Raw genomic sequence first — 14,630 nt, 5'->3', positions numbered from 1 at the left:
CCGCCTCGAGCGCGTCGTCGGCCTGCCCGGAATTCCGGCCGACAGCCGCCAGGTGGGGGTGACCCCCCGCCCGTAGACCGGAGGTTCGCCATGCCCGCCGCCCCCACCCGCCTGCTGGCCGCCGCCGTCACCGTCGCCGCGTGTGTCGGTGCCCAGGCCGTGCCCGCCGCGGCCGCCACCGGAGCCGGAGACTCCGGCGACACGGTCTCGCGGGGTGTCACGATCCCCGCGTTCTACAACCCGCCCGCCGAACTGCCCGCCGCCGACGGCTCGTTGATCCGCAGCGAGGGACTCCCGCTCGCCCTCAGCCTGCCCGGCCTGAACGGGCCGCTGCCCGGCAAGGCGACGCGCATCATGTACAAGACCACCGACTCAAACGGGAAGCCCGCCGCGTCCACGGGCGCGTACATCGAGCCCAGCGCCAAGTGGCGCGGCCCGGGCGCCCGTCCGCTCGTGGCGCTCGCGCCCGGCACCCAGGGGCAGGGCGACCAGTGCGCCGCGTCGATGGGCCTGGAACACCCGATCCGGTTCAACGGGCAGACCCTGGTGGCCGGTTACGAGGACCTGGCGATCTACCGGCTCCTCGCCAAGGGCGTCGCCGTCGTCGTCACCGACTACATCGGCCTGGGCACCACCGACCGGCTGCACACCTACGTGAACCGGCTCGACGAGGCCCACGCGGTGCTCGACGCCGTGCGGGCGGCCCGCGCCCTCAAGGACGCCACGATCACCAGCGGCTCGCGCGTCGGCCTCTTCGGCTACAGCCAGGGCGGCGGCGCCACCGCGGCCGCCGCCGAACTCCAGCCCACCTACGCGCCCGACGTCACGCTCTCCGGCAGCTACGCGGGCGCGCCGCCCGCCGACCTGACCGCGACGACCAAGGCCATCGACGGCACCGACCTCGTCGGCGCGCTCGGCTGGTCGCTCAACGGGTTCCTGCAGTCCGAACCGGAGCTGCGGCCGATCGCCGACAAGTATCTGAACGACAAGGGGCGGGCCGCTCTGAAGGACCTCTCCACGGCATGCGTCGGCGACGCCATCCTCGGCTACTCGTCCAAGAAGAGCTCGACCTGGACGAAGGACGGCCAGAGCCTGGAGGACATCATCAAGGCCGAGCCGCGCCTCCAGGAGTTCCTCGCCCAGCAGCGCATCGGTGCCATCAAGCCGCAGAGCCCGGTCCGCGTCGCCACCGGCGTGAGCGACAACCTCGTCCCGCACGGCCAGGCACGCCAGTTGGCCGTCGACTGGTGCGGGCGCGGCGCCCAGGTGACGTACAAGCCGGTGAACATCCCGAATGTCGGGCGTGCGCTCATCAACCACTTCGCGCCACTGCTCACCGACCAGGGGCCGGCCATCGACTGGCTCGCCGACCGCCTGTCGGGCGAACCGGCCGGCTCCACGTGTGCCGAGCTCCCGTCGCAGAAATGATCGCGCGGACGGGTGCGGGGCCGTGGCACGATGACCGCCCGCCGCACCCGTCCGAAGGGAACCCCGTGCCCCGCGCCGTCACCCTGATCCGTTCCGACGCACTCTCCGATGTCGCCGAGTACGCCTACGCGGCCACCGCGCCGGCGGAGGCACGGCTCGTCTTCCTCGCCGGTTCCTGTCCGTTGGCGAAGGACGGGTCGACCGTCGCCGTCGGTGACCACGCCGGGCAGGCGGCGCAGTGTGTCGCGAACCTGCGCGTCGCCCTCGACGCGGCCGGCGCGGTCCTCGAGGACGTCATCAGCACCCGCGTCCTCGTTGCGTCGACGCGGCAGGAGGACCTGGTGACGTCCTGGCAGGTGGTACGTGACGCCTTCGGCGACCACGACGTACCGAGCACCTTGATGGGTGTCACCGTGCTCGGCTACGCGGACCAGCTCGTCGAGGTCGAGGCGGTCGCCGCGGTGGTCGACTGAGACGTGCGAAGGCCCCGACTCCCGTGCCGAACACGGGAGTCGGGGCCGATGCGTCTCGAACCGATCAGGCGGATGTCACCTTCACCGGCTCCGTCTCCGCCGAACTGTGCCGTTCCGCCCAGCTCTCCAGGGCCGTGCGGCACGCATGGTCCAGGTGATGGACTCCGGTCAGGTTCAGTTCCACGGGGCGGTTCTGCGGGAGCGCCTCCAGGCTGTCGAGGATCTTCGGCAGCTTCAGGAAGGTCGCGTTGCCGGTCAGATGGGCCTGGATCGGGCCCGCGCCCTTGTCTATGACCTCCAGCTTCACGTGCGAGGCCTCCCAGGCGGTCTTCACGACCGACAGGGCGAGGCCGATGAGGACACCCTCGAACATGCTGATCGCCACGATCGACACCGCGGTGACGACCAGGATCAGCGCCTCGCCGCGATGCTCGCGCCACAGCCGCACCAGTGCCCGGACGGGAACCAGCTTCGCCCCGGCGTGCACGAGCACGCCCGCGAGCGCCGGGATCGGAATGTAGGCGAGCAGCGCGGGCAGCAGCGCCGCGAACAGCAGCAGCCACACCCCGTGCATGACACGCGACGCCTTGGTCTTGGCGCCCGCCTGCACATTGGCCGAGCTGCGCACGATCACCGCGGTCATGGGCAGCGCGCCCAGCACACCGCACACCGCGTTGCCCGCACCCTGGGCGAGCAGTTCCTTGTCGTACGCGGTGCGCGGACCGTCGTGCATCCGGTCCACGGCCGCCGCGCTGAACAGCGACTCGGCGGACGCGATGAGCGTGAACGCCAGGATCGTGCCGAGCACGCCGACGGTGGCGAGCTCACCGAACGCGCCGAGGGACGGCGGCTGGATGGAACCGAGCAGGCCCTTGACCTCGACCATGGCGACCGGCGCGTCGAACGCGAACGCCGCCAGCATCGCGAGGCCCACGGCGGCGAGCGGGCCCGGAACGACGCGTGCCTTGCGCGGCATGTGCTTCCAGAACACCAGGACCGCGACGGTCCCGGCGCCCAGGGCGAGCGAGACAAGCGCGCTGGTGCTGCCGAGGGCGTCGAAGAACCCCTCCGGAAGACCTGCGATCTTGCCGAGCCCCGACTCCGGCGCCTTGGCGTCGAGCACCGAGTACAGCTGGCCGGCGATCAGCACGAGGCCGATGCCCGCGAGCATGCCCTCGACGACCGAGACCGAGATGGCCCGGAAGTAGCGGCCCACCTTCAGCGCGCCCATCAGGATCTGCAGCAGACCGGTGACCAGCACGATGACGCCGAGTATCGGCAGGCCGAACTCGCGCACCGCCTCGTACACGAGCACGGTGAGACCGGCGGCCGGTCCTGACACCTGGAGACTGCTGCCGCGCATCAGTCCGGTGACGAGACCGCCGACGATGCCGGTGATCAGGCCGAGTTCCGCCGGCACACCGGAGGCGACGGCGACACCGACGCACAGCGGCAGTGCCACCAGGAACACGACGAGTGAGGCGGTGAAGTCCGCCTTGAGGTGAGGGAACTTGCGGGCGGACCCGGGGGTGGGTGTGGGGGTGTGGGGGGTGGTGTCGGTCATGTCGGCGCTCACAGATTCTCGAACGCGTCGGTTTCGACGCGGTGTTCGCGGACGCCGCCGGTGTGCACCTCGTAGTACCAGCCGCGCAGGGTGAGGCGGCCGTCGGCGAGCCGGCGCTCCACGCACGGGTAGGAGCGCAGCCGCAGCAGCTGGGCGAGGACGTGCTGTTGGACGGCCGCGGCGACCGTGACATCGGTGGGGTCGCACGCTCCCGGCTCGTCCGCGGCGTGCGCGAGCCAGTCGCGTACGGCGGGCACGGCCGCGAGGTCGTCGCCGCGCACCAGCGCGCCGATCGCCCCGCAGTGCGAGTGACCGCACACGACGATGTCCTTCACGCCGAGGACTTCCACGGCGTACTCGATGGTGGCGGTCTCCCCGCTGGGGCTGCCGCTGGTGTACGGGGGCACGATGTTGCCCGCGGTGCGGAGCTCGAACAGCTCACCGGGGCGCGCGCCCGTGATCAGGGCCGGCACGACGCGAGAGTCGGAGCAGGTGATGAAGAGAACCTGCGGGGACTGGCCGTCGGCGTGACTGGCGAACTCCTCAGGGCGCGAGCCGAAGGTACGGGCGTTGTCGATGAGGGGCTGCATGTGTGGTGATTCCTCCTGGCGCGCCGGCATGGCGCGTCGGACGGGCAGGACAGGTCGCAACAGCTGTGCCTGTCAGCAGCGGAACACCTGGAGGGACGCCGCTGACAGTCCGTCGATGGATCTGTCCGGGCGGGTGTACGAGGCGCGGGAGGAGGTGTGCGCGTGCGCGGCGGGGCCCTCGGGCGCCGGTGACTGGGCGCAGAGGTACGGGAGTTGGCCCGTGCGCGCCGCCGCCCGGTGCCGGTCGCGGCCACGGATCACTTCAGCGGGTCCCTGGGGTGCCGACACCTCGCCGTTGCAGGCCCGCACCTCGGCCGGGGTCACGACCGGGGTGTGTGCGGGAGCGAACGCCTGTGCGGACGCGGGCAGGGGAAGCGCGAGCAGTACGGCGAACAGAAGGGCCACCACTGTGCGCCTCTTCCCACCTCGGGTCATGTTCCCCCCTCACGCCTCTCTCGCCAAGAACTCGTCAACGTACGGTCAACTGAAGGTCAAGAGATAGGTTAACTGTGCAAAGGTGACTGGGAGGTTAACTGGGTGTTTCCACCCTGAGGATGCGTGAAATCAGAGGGTGTTTTGGCCGGATCGACACGCCTAGACTCATGATCATGACTGACTCGAGCACCCAGGCCGCCGCGCCCGCAGACACGGACGCCCCCGCCCTGTTCGACACCATGGCCACGATGCGCGCCATGCGCCGGCTGAGCCCGGAACCCGTGCCCGAGGAACTCCTCGACCGGCTCATACAGGCAGCCGTGTGGGGGCCCAGCGGCGGGAACATGCAGCGCTACGAGTACGTCGTCGTCACCGACCCGGCGGTCATGGCGGAGCTGGCCCCGCTGTGGAAGCGTTGCGTGGAGGCCTACTTGGCGACCACCGGCAAGCACGCGCCCGAGGGCATGGACGAGGCCGCGTACGCGCGGATGGTCGCCGCCATCGAGTACCAGCGCGACCACTTCGCCGAGACACCGGCGCTGGTCATCCCCTGCTACCAGTTCCCGCCCTCGCGCGTCGACGAGGAGGGACTGCGGGCCTCGGTCACCGCACTCGGGCCCGCGGCGGCCGAGACGATGGCGAACACGCAGGAGCGCTTCGCCGCGCTCGCGGAGGGCTCCTGCGTCTACCCCGGCGTACAGAACCTGCTGCTCGCCGCGCGCGGCCTCGGCCTCGCCGCCAACATCACCATCTGGCACCTGATGCTGGAGGACGAGTGGAAGGCCGCGCTCGGCATCCCCGACGACATGCGGACGTTCGCCGCCATCCCGATCGGCCGGCCGCTCGGCCGCTTCGGCCCGGTGCGCCGCAGGCCCCTCGCCGAGGTGGTGCACCGCGACCGCTGGTAGACCTCCACGGCCGGGTGCCGCCGGTCACCCGACGCCCGCGCCACCGTCGAGGCGGATCTCGCGGCCCTTCCAGCGCTCCCGCAGCCAGCGGTCGTGGCAGGCGACGACGATGGCGCCGGGGCCCGGGCCCAGCGCGTCCTCCAACTCGTCGCACAGCGTGGGGGAGAGATGGTTCGTCGGCTCGTCGAGCAGCAGCAGCTCCGGCGGGTTCGCCACCAGCAGCGCGAGCGCGAGCCGGCGCCGCTGGCCGACCGACAGCAGGCCCACGGGCTTGCCGAGGTCGGCCGGCCGCAGCAGACCGAGGTCCGCGAGCGGCACCTCCTCGGCCCGCGCGAACCCCAGCTCCCGTGTGTACGTGTCCCGGGCCGTGCGCTCGGGCCGCGTGAACACGGAGTCCTGGGCGAGCATCCCCACCGACAGACCGGTACGCCGCCGGGCCTCGCCCCGCGCGGGCAACCGCCCGTCGAGGACCGCCAACAGCGTCGACTTCCCACTGCCGTTGGCGCCGGTGACCAGCAGCCGGTCCTCCGACGTCACGTCGAGCCGGTGCAGTGTCAGCCGCCCGGGGACCTCGACCGCCCGCAGGGACACCAGGGGCTCGTCGTCGATGTCCTCGCAGGACACGGCGGCGAGGCGGTCGGGCCGGAAGCGCAGCGGCGGCGGGGGAGCGGCGACCTGGGTGCGCTCCAGGTCCTCCAGGCGCCGGGTGGCGTTGCGGACCCGGCGGGAGATCTGGCTCTGCACCCGGTTGGCGCGGACGCCGTAGCCCATCTTCTCGTTGTCGCGCGGCGCGCGGTCCGGGGCGACCCGGCGCGCCGAGACACCCGCCGCGTACCGCAGAGCCACCAACTCCTCCTGCTCCTCGGCGAACCGGCGCTCCCACCGCCCGCGCTCGGCCCGCTTCTCCGCGAGGTAGCCGCTGTAGGTGCCGCCGAACCGTACGGGGCCGTCCACCGCCGGATCGAGGTCGACGAGGTCGGTGCAGACGGCGTCGAGGAACGCCCGGTCGTGGCTGGCGAGGACCACCACGCCGGGCAGCGCCCGCACCTGTTCCTCCACGAACAGCGCCGCGTCGTCGTCGAGATGGTTCGTCGGCTCGTCGAGCAGAAGTGCGGCCGGACGGCGTACGAGCAGCGCGGCCAGGGCGAGGCGTCCGCGCTGGCCGCCGGAGAGCGAGCCGAGGGGACGGGTGTGGGCGAGCGCCCCGAGTCCGAGACCGGCCAGCGTGATCTCGGCACGCCGGTCCGCGTCCCATGCCTCGTGCTCCTGGGCGCGCTCGAGCAACCGGCCATAGGTGTCGAGCAGTTCGGCCCCGGCGTCGGAGTCCTCCGGCGTCCGGGCCAGTAGCTCGCCGAGCCGGTCGAGCTCGGCGAGTTCGGCGCGGGTCTCGCGCAGCGCGTCGTCGAGCACGTGCGCGATCGTGGTCGCGGCGTCGTAGGGCGCCTCCTGCTGGAGGAAGCCGAGGTCGGGCGGCCGCACGACGCTGCCGGAGTCGGGGGTGTCGACGCCGGCGAGCAGGCGCAGCAGGGTCGACTTGCCGACCCCGTTCTCGCCGATCAGGCCGATCCGGCGGCCGGGCGCCGCGGTGAGTGACACACCGTCGAGGACGCGGCGGGTGCCGAGGGTGCGGGTCAGTTCGTGGGCGACGAGGGCGGGCTGGGGCACGAGATGTGTTCCGTTCGACGTGAGGAGCCGTGGGGCCCGCCGGGTGGATGCCTCGGGGCGGGCCATGTCGTCACGCCGGCGGATCACATCCCAGGGGCCCCCACCTCGGTCAGCTCGCCGCCCGCGAGCCGCAGCCCGCGCTGCACCCCGATCCGCGCCAGAAACCGCTCGTCGTGGCTGACCACCATGAACGCGCCCTCGTACGAGCCGAGCGCGCTCTCCAGCTGGCCGACGCCGACCAGGTCGAGGTTGTTCGTCGGCTCGTCGAGGAGCAGCAGCTGCGGGGCCGGCTCCGCGCACAGCACGCAGGCCAGGGTGGCCCGCAGCAGTTCCCCGCCCGACAGGACACCGATCGGCAGATGCGCGCGCGGGCCGCGGAACAGGAACCGGGCCAGCAGATTCATCCGCTCCGCCTCGGGGCGTGCCGGGGCGAACGCTGCGAAGTTCTCCGCGACCGTGCGCTCGGGATCCAGCAGGTCCAGGCGCTGCGACAGATAGGCGATCCGGCCGTCGGCCCGCTTCACGCTGCCGCCGCTCGGCTGGAGATCGCCGCTCACGAGCCGCAACAGGGTGGTCTTTCCCGCCCCGTTGGGACCCGTCAGCGCGATCCGTTCGGGGCCGCGCACCGCGAAGTCGACGCCGCCTGCGGCGAACAGATCCTGCTCGCCCCGTCGGACCTGGGCGTGCTCGGTGAGGACGAGGGTGCGTCCCGCGGGCACCTTGGTGTCCGGCAGGTCGAGGACGAGCCGCGGATCGTCGCGCACGGCGCGCTCCGCCTCGTCGAGCCGGGCCTTCGCGTCGCCGACCCGGGCCGCGTGCGTCTGCCCGGCCCGGCCCGCGGACTCCTGGGCGCCGCGCTTCATGGTCCCGGCGAAGATCTTCGGCAGTCCGGCGCTCTTCAGGTTGCGTGCGGCGTTGCTCGCGCGGCGCTCGGCGCGCTCGCGGGCCTGCTGCATCTCCCGCTTTTCGCGCTTCACCTCCTGTTCGGCGTTGCGCACGTTCTTCTCGGCGACCTCCTGCTCCGCGCTCACCGCCTCCTCGTACGCGGTGAAGTTGCCGCCGTACCAGCGCAGTTCACCGTGGTGCAGTTCGGCGATCCGTTCCATGCGGTCCAGGAGCGCGCGATCGTGGCTGACCAGCAGCAGACAGCCGTTCCAGCGCTCCAGGACGTCGTAGAGGTGGCGCCGGGCGTCGAGGTCGAGGTTGTTGGTGGGCTCGTCGAGGAGCAGGACGTCGGGGCGGCGCAGCAGTTGGGCGGCGAGGCCCAGGGAGACGATCTGGCCGCCGCTGAGTGTGTCGAGTCGGCGGTCGAGATCCAGGGCGCCGAGACCGAGGGAGTCGAGTTCGGCGCGGGTGCGCTCCTCGATGTCCCAGTCGTCGCCGATGACGGTGAAGTGCTCCTCGCCGACGTCGCCGGACTCGACGGCGTCCAGGGCCCGGACGATCTCGGCGACGCCGAGCACCTCGGCCACGGTGAGCGAGCCGGCCAGCGGCAGGTTCTGGGGGAGATGGCCGAGCACGCCGTGCACGGTCACCGAGCCGACGGTGGGCCTCAGCTCACCGGCGATCAGTTTGAGCAGCGTGCTCTTGCCCGCGCCGTTCGGGGCCACGAGCCCGGTGCGGCCGGACGGCACGGAGAAGGACAGGCCGTCGAACACCGGAGTGTCGTCGGGCCAGGAGAAGGACAGGTTCGAGCAGACGACGGAAGCGTCGGACACGGAAGGAAACCTCGCGTGGGAGACGGGCAGACCGATACGGCTGCCCGGAATAGGAAAGGGGACGACTGCGAGGCCACACCGGCGATGCATCCGCGCACCGACCGCTGGCCTGTCAGAGCCGGGTCATCACCCGGAGATGTCGTCGTCCACCGTCATGTTCGGTCTCCCAGAGATACGAAAGGTCCAAGAACACTAACAGCTGGGAGCGCGCGGTCACCAGCTCAACGGGTAACGGACCGGGTGTCCGCCGATCCTGGCCGGCAGCAGCCCGATGAGGACCAGCAGTGCGGTGCCGAGCGCGAGGAGGGAGAGGAAGGGCACCGGGTGCGGGGCCTGCAGCACGACGATCACGGCGGTGGCGGCCGCGGGGGAGTGGGAGAGGTGGGTGAGCATCATCGCGCCCAGCGAGAGCCCCGCCGCGACGGCCGCGCCCCAGCCGTTGCTCCCGGTCACCGCGAGTGTCCCGAACCCGATGGCGGCGGAGATCAGTTGGCCCCCGACGAGGTTGCGCGGCTGCGAGATCGGCAGCCCGGGCGCGCCGTGCACCAGGGCGGCGCTCGCGGCGAGCGGGGGTATCAGGAGCGGCTGTCGCAGCAGCACACCGACGCCGACGAGCACCAGCAGGGCGCCGATCGCGAAGACGGTGGCCCGCAGGGCGTGCAGGGGATGCGGGCGGGGGACGGCGGACGGGGGCGTGGACATGCGATCTCCGGGCAGGGGGAGCGGGGACCCGGTGATCATAAATAGAATGTTGAAGCGCTGGCATTTTGCTTGCCTCTCGGGCAAGAAAGCAGCTCAGGGGTGTGTTGTACGTCGCACCCGGGGGTGTGGCACCCATGCTCGGCGGGCTGCTACTGCCGCCGGTTGTCCTCCGCGATCCGTGTCGCCCGAGAGCGCACGTCCGCCTCGGACAGGCCCGCGTCGCACACGATCGTCATCACGCTGCCGTCGTCCAGCGACACCTGCCGCATCTCGACGCCCAACTTCTTTGTACGCTGCGGCTCTTCGTCGGACATGAGGGCTCCTCACGGCCGACGCGGCGCTGTGCCGCGTCGGCTCAACAGTTGACGAACTCCCACGGTAGGCACACCCGGTGGTGCGCCGGGTGGACCGGCGGGGCGCAGTCACACGATCGGGCCCGTGGGCCTCACCGTACGGCCTGGTGTGCCGCCTCCGTCTCGGTGTCGGCGTCACCGGTACGCAGGGCGCCGCCCGCCGTCTCCAGGTGGGCGCGGACGAACCACTGGAACTTCTCCAGCTCGCGCAACTGCCCGATCAGCAGGTCCTGGGTGGCCAGGTCGATCCCACCGGTCTGTTCGACCGCCTTGCGGACGTCCTCGACGAGGCCGGTGTAGACGATGTCGAGCGCGCCGAGGTGGGCGATGGCGTCGGCCCGGCCGACGCTGTAGTCCTCCCAGGTCCGCGCGGCGACGAGTACGCCGGGTGTGCCGTGGGCGATGCCGCCGAGCGCCGCCGCGCGTTCCGCGACCTCGTCCGCCATGTCCCGGACCTTCTCGACCTGCGGGTCGATCATCTCGTGCACGGCGATGAAGTGCGGTCCGACGACGTTCCAGTGGATGTGCTTGAGCGTGAGGTGCAGATCGTTGAGGGCGTGCAGGCGCAATTGCAGGATGTCGATGAGCTCGCCCGCCTCGGACACGGCGAGGCCGGGGACGGTGTACTTCGGGTCGCTCCGCAGAGCCATGGTGCGGGTCTCCCTTCGATTGCGAGTGGGATGAGCTGCACTGACGGACTACCCCGCATGACGGATCCATTCCTGATCGGCGCCGATCGGAGAGTCGGCCCCCGGGGTTCCCCGACGGGTAAGGTTAGGCTAACCTTCGGCACGTGAGATCTGGTGAACGCGCAGGTAGCGCCCCTCGTCCGCGCGGTCACGAACTGTCGGCCGAGCATGTGACCGTGTCGTACGACGGCGTCGACGTCGTGCACGACGCGGCCCTCGTCCTCAAACCCGGCGAAGTGACCGCCCTCGTCGGCCCCAACGGCAGCGGCAAGTCCACGCTGTTGCGGACCGTCGCCCGGCTGCAGAAGCCCCGGCACGGCACGCTGAGCATCGACGCGGGAACGTCCGACGCCGCCGACGGCTTCGACCTCACCGCCCGTCAGTTCGCCCGCCGGGTGGCGCTGTTGACCCAGGGCAGGCCCACCCCGGGCGGGCTCACCGTGCGCGACGTCGTCGAGTTCGGCCGCTACCCCTACCGCGGACGGTGGGGACAGGCCGATGCCGACGGCGCCGAAGTCGTCGCACGGGTCCTCGCGTTGACGGGGGTCGAGACGCTCGCGGACCGCGGCGTCGACCAGCTCTCCGGCGGGCAGTTGCAGCGCGTGTGGCTGGCGAGCTGTCTCGCCCAGCAGACCGGCGTGCTCCTGCTCGACGAGCCCACCGCCTACCTCGACCTGCGCTACCAGATCGAACTCCTCGACCTCATGCGGGACCTGGCGGACGACGGCGGGATCGCCGTCGGCGTCGTCCTGCACGACCTCGACCAGGCCGCGGCCGTGGCCGACCGGATCGCGCTGCTCAGCGAGGGCCGCGTCATCGCCGACGGCGCCCCCGAGGACGTCCTGCGCTCCGAGCGCCTCACCGAGACGTACGGCATCCGTGTCGACGTCGACACCGACCCCTTCACCGGACGGCTGCGCACCCGCGCGATGGGCCGTCACCACAGCAGAAGCGAAAGGCTCCAGAGCACATCATGAGACGTCCCCTGATCGTCGCGGCCACGGCCGCCGCCGCGGCCCTCGTCCTGTCCGCCTGCGGCAGCTCCGAGCCCGCGAAGGCCGGCTCCGACGCGAAGTCCGAGAAGATCACCCTGACCGGGGCCGACGGCTCCAAGGTCAGCCTCGACGGCCCGGCCACCAAGGTCGTCGGCACCGAGTGGAACGTCGTCGAGTCCCTCGTCACGCTCGGCGTCGACCCCGCGGGCGTCGCCGACGTCAAGGGCTACAAGGCGTGGGACACCGCCGCGCCGCTCACCAACGCGCCCAAGGACATCGGCACTCGGGGCGAGCCCAGCATGGACAGCATCGCCGGCCTCGCTCCCGACCTCATCGTCGCGACCACCGACCTGTCGGCCTCCGCGGTCAAGCAGATGAAGAAGATCGCCCCGGTCCTCCAGGTGAAGTCGGCCGACGGCGCCGACCAGGTCGGCACGATGTTCGACACCCTCGACACCATCGCGAAGGCGACCGGCAAGCAGGACGAGGCGAAGGCCGCCAAGAAGGCGTACGAGTCGAAGCTCGCCGAGGGCAAGAAGGCGCTAAAGGACGCCGACGCCGACGGCTCCAAGGTCGCCACCGCCGACGGCTACTCCGCCTCCAACCAGGTCACCGTGCGCGCCTTCACCAGCGACTCCCTGCTGGGCGCCGTCAACGAGGACCTCGGCCTGAAGAACGCCTGGAAGGTCAAGGGCGACAAGGACTACGGCCTCGCCACCACCGACGTCGAAGGGCTCACCGGGCTCGGCGACGACGTGCGGTTCACGTACATCGGCAACAAGAAGGCCGGCGGCTCCGACGTCTTCACCAAGGACCTCGCCGACAACAAGGTGTGGAAGTCGCTGCCCTTCGTGAACTCCGGCGACGTGCACCGACTGCCCGACGGGACCTGGCTGTTCGGCGGCCCGAAGTCGATGGAGCAGTACATCGACGGCGTCGTCGCCGCCCTGACGAAGAAGTAGGAAAGTGGCCGTCACCGCACCTCCCCGCACCCTGGCGGCGCCGTCCTTCGGCGCCGTCGGGGTGACGGCCGGGCTCGCGCTGCTCGTCGCCGTGCTCGCCGTCGTCGACATCACCTACGGCACGGCCGACGTCGGCGCCCACCAGGTGTGGCAGGCCCTCACCGGGCAGGCCGAGGCGGGCGACTCCTCCGTCGTCGTCGCCTCCCGGCTGCCGCGCATGGTGGCCGGGCTGCTCGTCGGCGTCGCGCTCGGCGCCGCGGGCGCCGTCCTCCAGGCCGTCAGCCGCAACGTCCTCGCCTCGCCCGACACCCTCGCCGTCAACGCCGGTTCCTACCTCGCGCTCGGCGTGCTCGCGGCCACCGGCGCGACCGCCTCGGTGTTCGCGTCCTCCGCGGTCGCCTTCGTCGGCGGACTCGCCGCGGCGGCCGTCGTGCTCGGGCTCGCCGGACGCGCCGCCACCACGGTCCGGCTGGTCCTCGCGGGCAGCGCCCTCGCCCTCGGCCTGAACGCCGTCACCGAGTCGCTGATCCTGCTCTTCCCCGAACAGACCGAGGGCCTCTACCAGTGGAACCAGGGCAGCATCGCCCAGAACGGTTTCTCCGGAGTGGCCCGCATGGCGCCCGTCGTGCTCGCCGCGCTGATCGGCCTGGTGCTGCTCGCCCGCCGCGTCGACGGACTGGCCCTCGGAGACGACGCGGCGCGCGGCCTCGGCATCCCCGTGCGAGGCACCCGTGTGACCGCGGTCGTGCTCGCGGCGCTGCTCTCGGCGGCCGCGGTCACCCTGGCCGGACCGATCGGCTTCGTGGGCCTGTGTGCCCCGGCCCTGGTCAGGCCGGTGGCCCGCCGCGTGCGTGCGCTCGTACGGCACCGGGTGCGCATCCCCGTCGCGGGCCTCGTCGGCGCCGCGCTCGTGCTCGGCTCCGACCTGTTGCTGCGCGCCGTGACCTCCGCCCAGGTGGCGGTCACCGTGCCGACGGGCGTGGTCACCAGCGTCGTCGGCGCGGTGTTCCTGGTCGTCATGGCGCTGCGGCTGCGCGACGGGGACGCCGCCGCGCAGCCGGACCGGATGCGCATCCCGAGCCGCAAGGTCTTCGCGGTCACCGTGGTCGCCCTGGCGGCGGTGCTGGCCGGCACGGCCGTCGCGGGCGTCCTCCTCGGCGACAGCACCCTGCTCCTGGGCGACGTCGCCAACTGGGCGGGCGGTCAGGCCGGTCAGGCCATCACGTTCGTCCTGGACACCCGGGTGCCGCGCGTCCTGGCCGCCCTGTGCGCGGGCGCGGCGCTCGCCCTGTCCGGCACGCTCGTACAGTCCGTGACCCGCAATCCGCTCGCGGAGCCAGGCGTCCTCGGCGTCTCCGGAGGCGCCGCGCTCGGCGCCGTCCTGCTGGTCACCACGGTGCCCGCCGCGGGCTCGTGGAGCATCGCGGGCGCGGCGTTCGCGGGCGCCGCGGTCACCTCCGCCATCGTGTTCGGGCTCGCGGCCAAGGGCGGGTTCCAGCAGAGCCGGCTCGTCCTGGTCGGCATCGGAACGGCCTCGGGGACGGCGGCCCTGATCAGCCTCCTGATCGTGCTCACCGACCGGTTCAGCGCGACCAAGGCCCTGGTGTGGCTGTCCGGTTCGACGTACGGGCGCGGCTTCCCCGACGTGCTGCCGGTCGCGGCCGTGCTCGTCGTCGGGGCCTGCGTCGCGGTCGCCCGGCGAAAGGAGCTCGACCTTGTGTCCCTCGACGCGGACACGCCCCGCCTCCTCGGCCTCGACCTGGCGCGCGGGCGCCTCGGCTTCCTGATGCTCAGCGTGCTGCTCAGCGCCACCGCGGTCGCGGCCGCCGGCACCATCGGATTCGTCGGCCTCGTCGCGCCGCACGCGGCCCGCGCCCTGGTCGGGCGCAAGCACGTGCGCGTCGTGCCCGTCGCGATGCTCCTGGGCGCGGCCCTCGTCTGCGTCGCGGACCTGCTGGGCCGCTCCGTCATCGCCCCGGCCCAGCTGGGCGCGGGCCTGATGACGGCCGTCGTCGGCACGCCGTACTTCGTGTACCTGCTGGTCCGCGGGCGGCGCTAGGGCCTGTCGTTTGGATCAGGCCGGGCTCGCGGGGCCTGGCACGCACGCTCGCGGCGTTGTCGTCGGTCGACGACGCTCCGCGTCGCCTC

At 72.1% G+C, this 14,630-nt stretch carries 14 protein-coding genes; 6 read left to right on the top strand and 8 right to left on the bottom strand.

The window, feature by feature from the left end; genetic code table 11:
• The first annotated feature begins 90 nt into the window (after positions 1 to 90).
• Both ACIA8D_RS21155 and ACIA8D_RS21150 read left to right on the top strand, forming a co-directional pair.
• Positions 91 to 1,428, top strand: a complete 1,338-nt coding sequence (locus ACIA8D_RS21155) for an alpha/beta fold hydrolase (RefSeq protein WP_399234289.1) — start codon at positions 91 to 93, stop codon at positions 1,426 to 1,428.
• 65 nt (positions 1,429 to 1,493) lie between these two features.
• Positions 1,494 to 1,901: a RidA family protein gene (locus tag ACIA8D_RS21150; protein ID WP_399234287.1), complete on the top strand. Its 408-nt coding sequence runs from the start codon at positions 1,494 to 1,496 to the stop codon at positions 1,899 to 1,901.
• Positions 1,902 to 1,965: 64 nt separating this feature from the next.
• On the opposite strand, the gene ACIA8D_RS21145 is transcribed toward ACIA8D_RS21150, so the two are convergent.
• The 3 genes from ACIA8D_RS21145 to ACIA8D_RS21135 all read right to left on the bottom strand — a co-directional run bounded on the left by ACIA8D_RS21145 (position 1,966) and on the right by ACIA8D_RS21135 (position 4,460).
• Positions 1,966 to 3,465 (bottom strand): SulP family inorganic anion transporter, encoded by a 1,500-nt coding sequence (locus ACIA8D_RS21145; protein WP_399234286.1) that lies wholly within the window; start codon positions 3,463 to 3,465, stop codon positions 1,966 to 1,968.
• An 8-nt stretch (positions 3,466 to 3,473) separates the two neighbouring features.
• Positions 3,474 to 4,055, bottom strand: a complete 582-nt coding sequence (locus ACIA8D_RS21140; RefSeq protein ID WP_399234284.1) for a carbonic anhydrase — start codon at positions 4,053 to 4,055, stop codon at positions 3,474 to 3,476.
• Positions 4,056 to 4,127: 72 nt separating this feature from the next.
• Positions 4,128 to 4,460 carry a hypothetical protein gene (locus tag ACIA8D_RS21135; RefSeq protein ID WP_399234283.1) on the bottom strand — a complete coding sequence of 111 codons (333 nt, stop codon included), beginning with the start codon at positions 4,458 to 4,460 and terminating at the stop codon, positions 4,128 to 4,130.
• Positions 4,461 to 4,663: 203 nt separating this feature from the next.
• Here ACIA8D_RS21135 and ACIA8D_RS21130 point away from each other — a divergent pair, with 203 nt between their 5' ends.
• Positions 4,664 to 5,398, top strand: a complete 735-nt coding sequence (locus tag ACIA8D_RS21130) for a nitroreductase family protein (protein ID WP_399234281.1) — start codon at positions 4,664 to 4,666, stop codon at positions 5,396 to 5,398.
• Between the two features lie 24 nt (positions 5,399 to 5,422).
• Here the strand turns inward: ACIA8D_RS21130 and ACIA8D_RS21125 are convergent, their stop codons facing one another.
• From ACIA8D_RS21125 to ACIA8D_RS21105, 5 genes are all read right to left on the bottom strand, one after another.
• Positions 5,423 to 7,063: an ABC-F family ATP-binding cassette domain-containing protein gene (locus ACIA8D_RS21125; RefSeq protein WP_399234279.1), complete on the bottom strand. Its 1,641-nt coding sequence runs from the start codon at positions 7,061 to 7,063 to the stop codon at positions 5,423 to 5,425.
• Positions 7,064 to 7,146: 83 nt separating this feature from the next.
• Positions 7,147 to 8,781 carry a ribosomal protection-like ABC-F family protein gene (abc-f, locus tag ACIA8D_RS21120; RefSeq protein WP_399234277.1) on the bottom strand — a complete coding sequence of 545 codons (1,635 nt, stop codon included), beginning with the start codon at positions 8,779 to 8,781 and terminating at the stop codon, positions 7,147 to 7,149.
• A gap of 213 nt (positions 8,782 to 8,994) precedes the next feature.
• On the bottom strand, positions 8,995 to 9,483 hold the full coding sequence (locus ACIA8D_RS21115; protein WP_399234275.1) for an HPP family protein: 489 nt from the start codon (positions 9,481 to 9,483) through the stop codon (positions 8,995 to 8,997).
• A gap of 149 nt (positions 9,484 to 9,632) precedes the next feature.
• Complete coding sequence (locus tag ACIA8D_RS21110; protein WP_399234274.1) at positions 9,633 to 9,797, bottom strand: hypothetical protein; 165 nt, start codon at positions 9,795 to 9,797, stop codon at positions 9,633 to 9,635.
• A gap of 131 nt (positions 9,798 to 9,928) precedes the next feature.
• Positions 9,929 to 10,486, bottom strand: a complete 558-nt coding sequence (locus ACIA8D_RS21105) for a Dps family protein (protein WP_399234272.1) — start codon at positions 10,484 to 10,486, stop codon at positions 9,929 to 9,931.
• 143 nt (positions 10,487 to 10,629) lie between these two features.
• Here ACIA8D_RS21105 and ACIA8D_RS21100 point away from each other — a divergent pair, with 143 nt between their 5' ends.
• From ACIA8D_RS21100 to ACIA8D_RS21090, 3 genes are read left to right on the top strand one after another with little or no spacing between them, the layout of a single operon-like run.
• Entirely contained in the window at positions 10,630 to 11,502 is an 873-nt protein-coding gene (locus ACIA8D_RS21100) for an ABC transporter ATP-binding protein (RefSeq protein ID WP_399234270.1), read from the top strand.
• Positions 11,499 to 12,482 (top strand): ABC transporter substrate-binding protein, encoded by a 984-nt coding sequence (locus tag ACIA8D_RS21095; RefSeq protein ID WP_399234268.1) that lies wholly within the window; start codon positions 11,499 to 11,501, stop codon positions 12,480 to 12,482. Before ACIA8D_RS21100 ends, ACIA8D_RS21095 begins: the two co-directional genes overlap by 4 nt.
• A 4-nt stretch (positions 12,483 to 12,486) precedes the next feature.
• Complete coding sequence (locus tag ACIA8D_RS21090; protein ID WP_399234266.1) at positions 12,487 to 14,541, top strand: iron ABC transporter permease; 2,055 nt, start codon at positions 12,487 to 12,489, stop codon at positions 14,539 to 14,541.
• Positions 14,542 to 14,630 lie beyond the last annotated feature (89 nt).

The organism is Streptomyces sp. NPDC051684, assembly GCF_044453445.1.
Taxonomy (GTDB): Bacteria; Actinomycetota; Actinomycetes; order Streptomycetales; family Streptomycetaceae; genus Streptomyces.
Note: the sequence above shows the minus strand (reverse complement) of the source record. Positions and strands in the feature narration are given on the sequence as shown.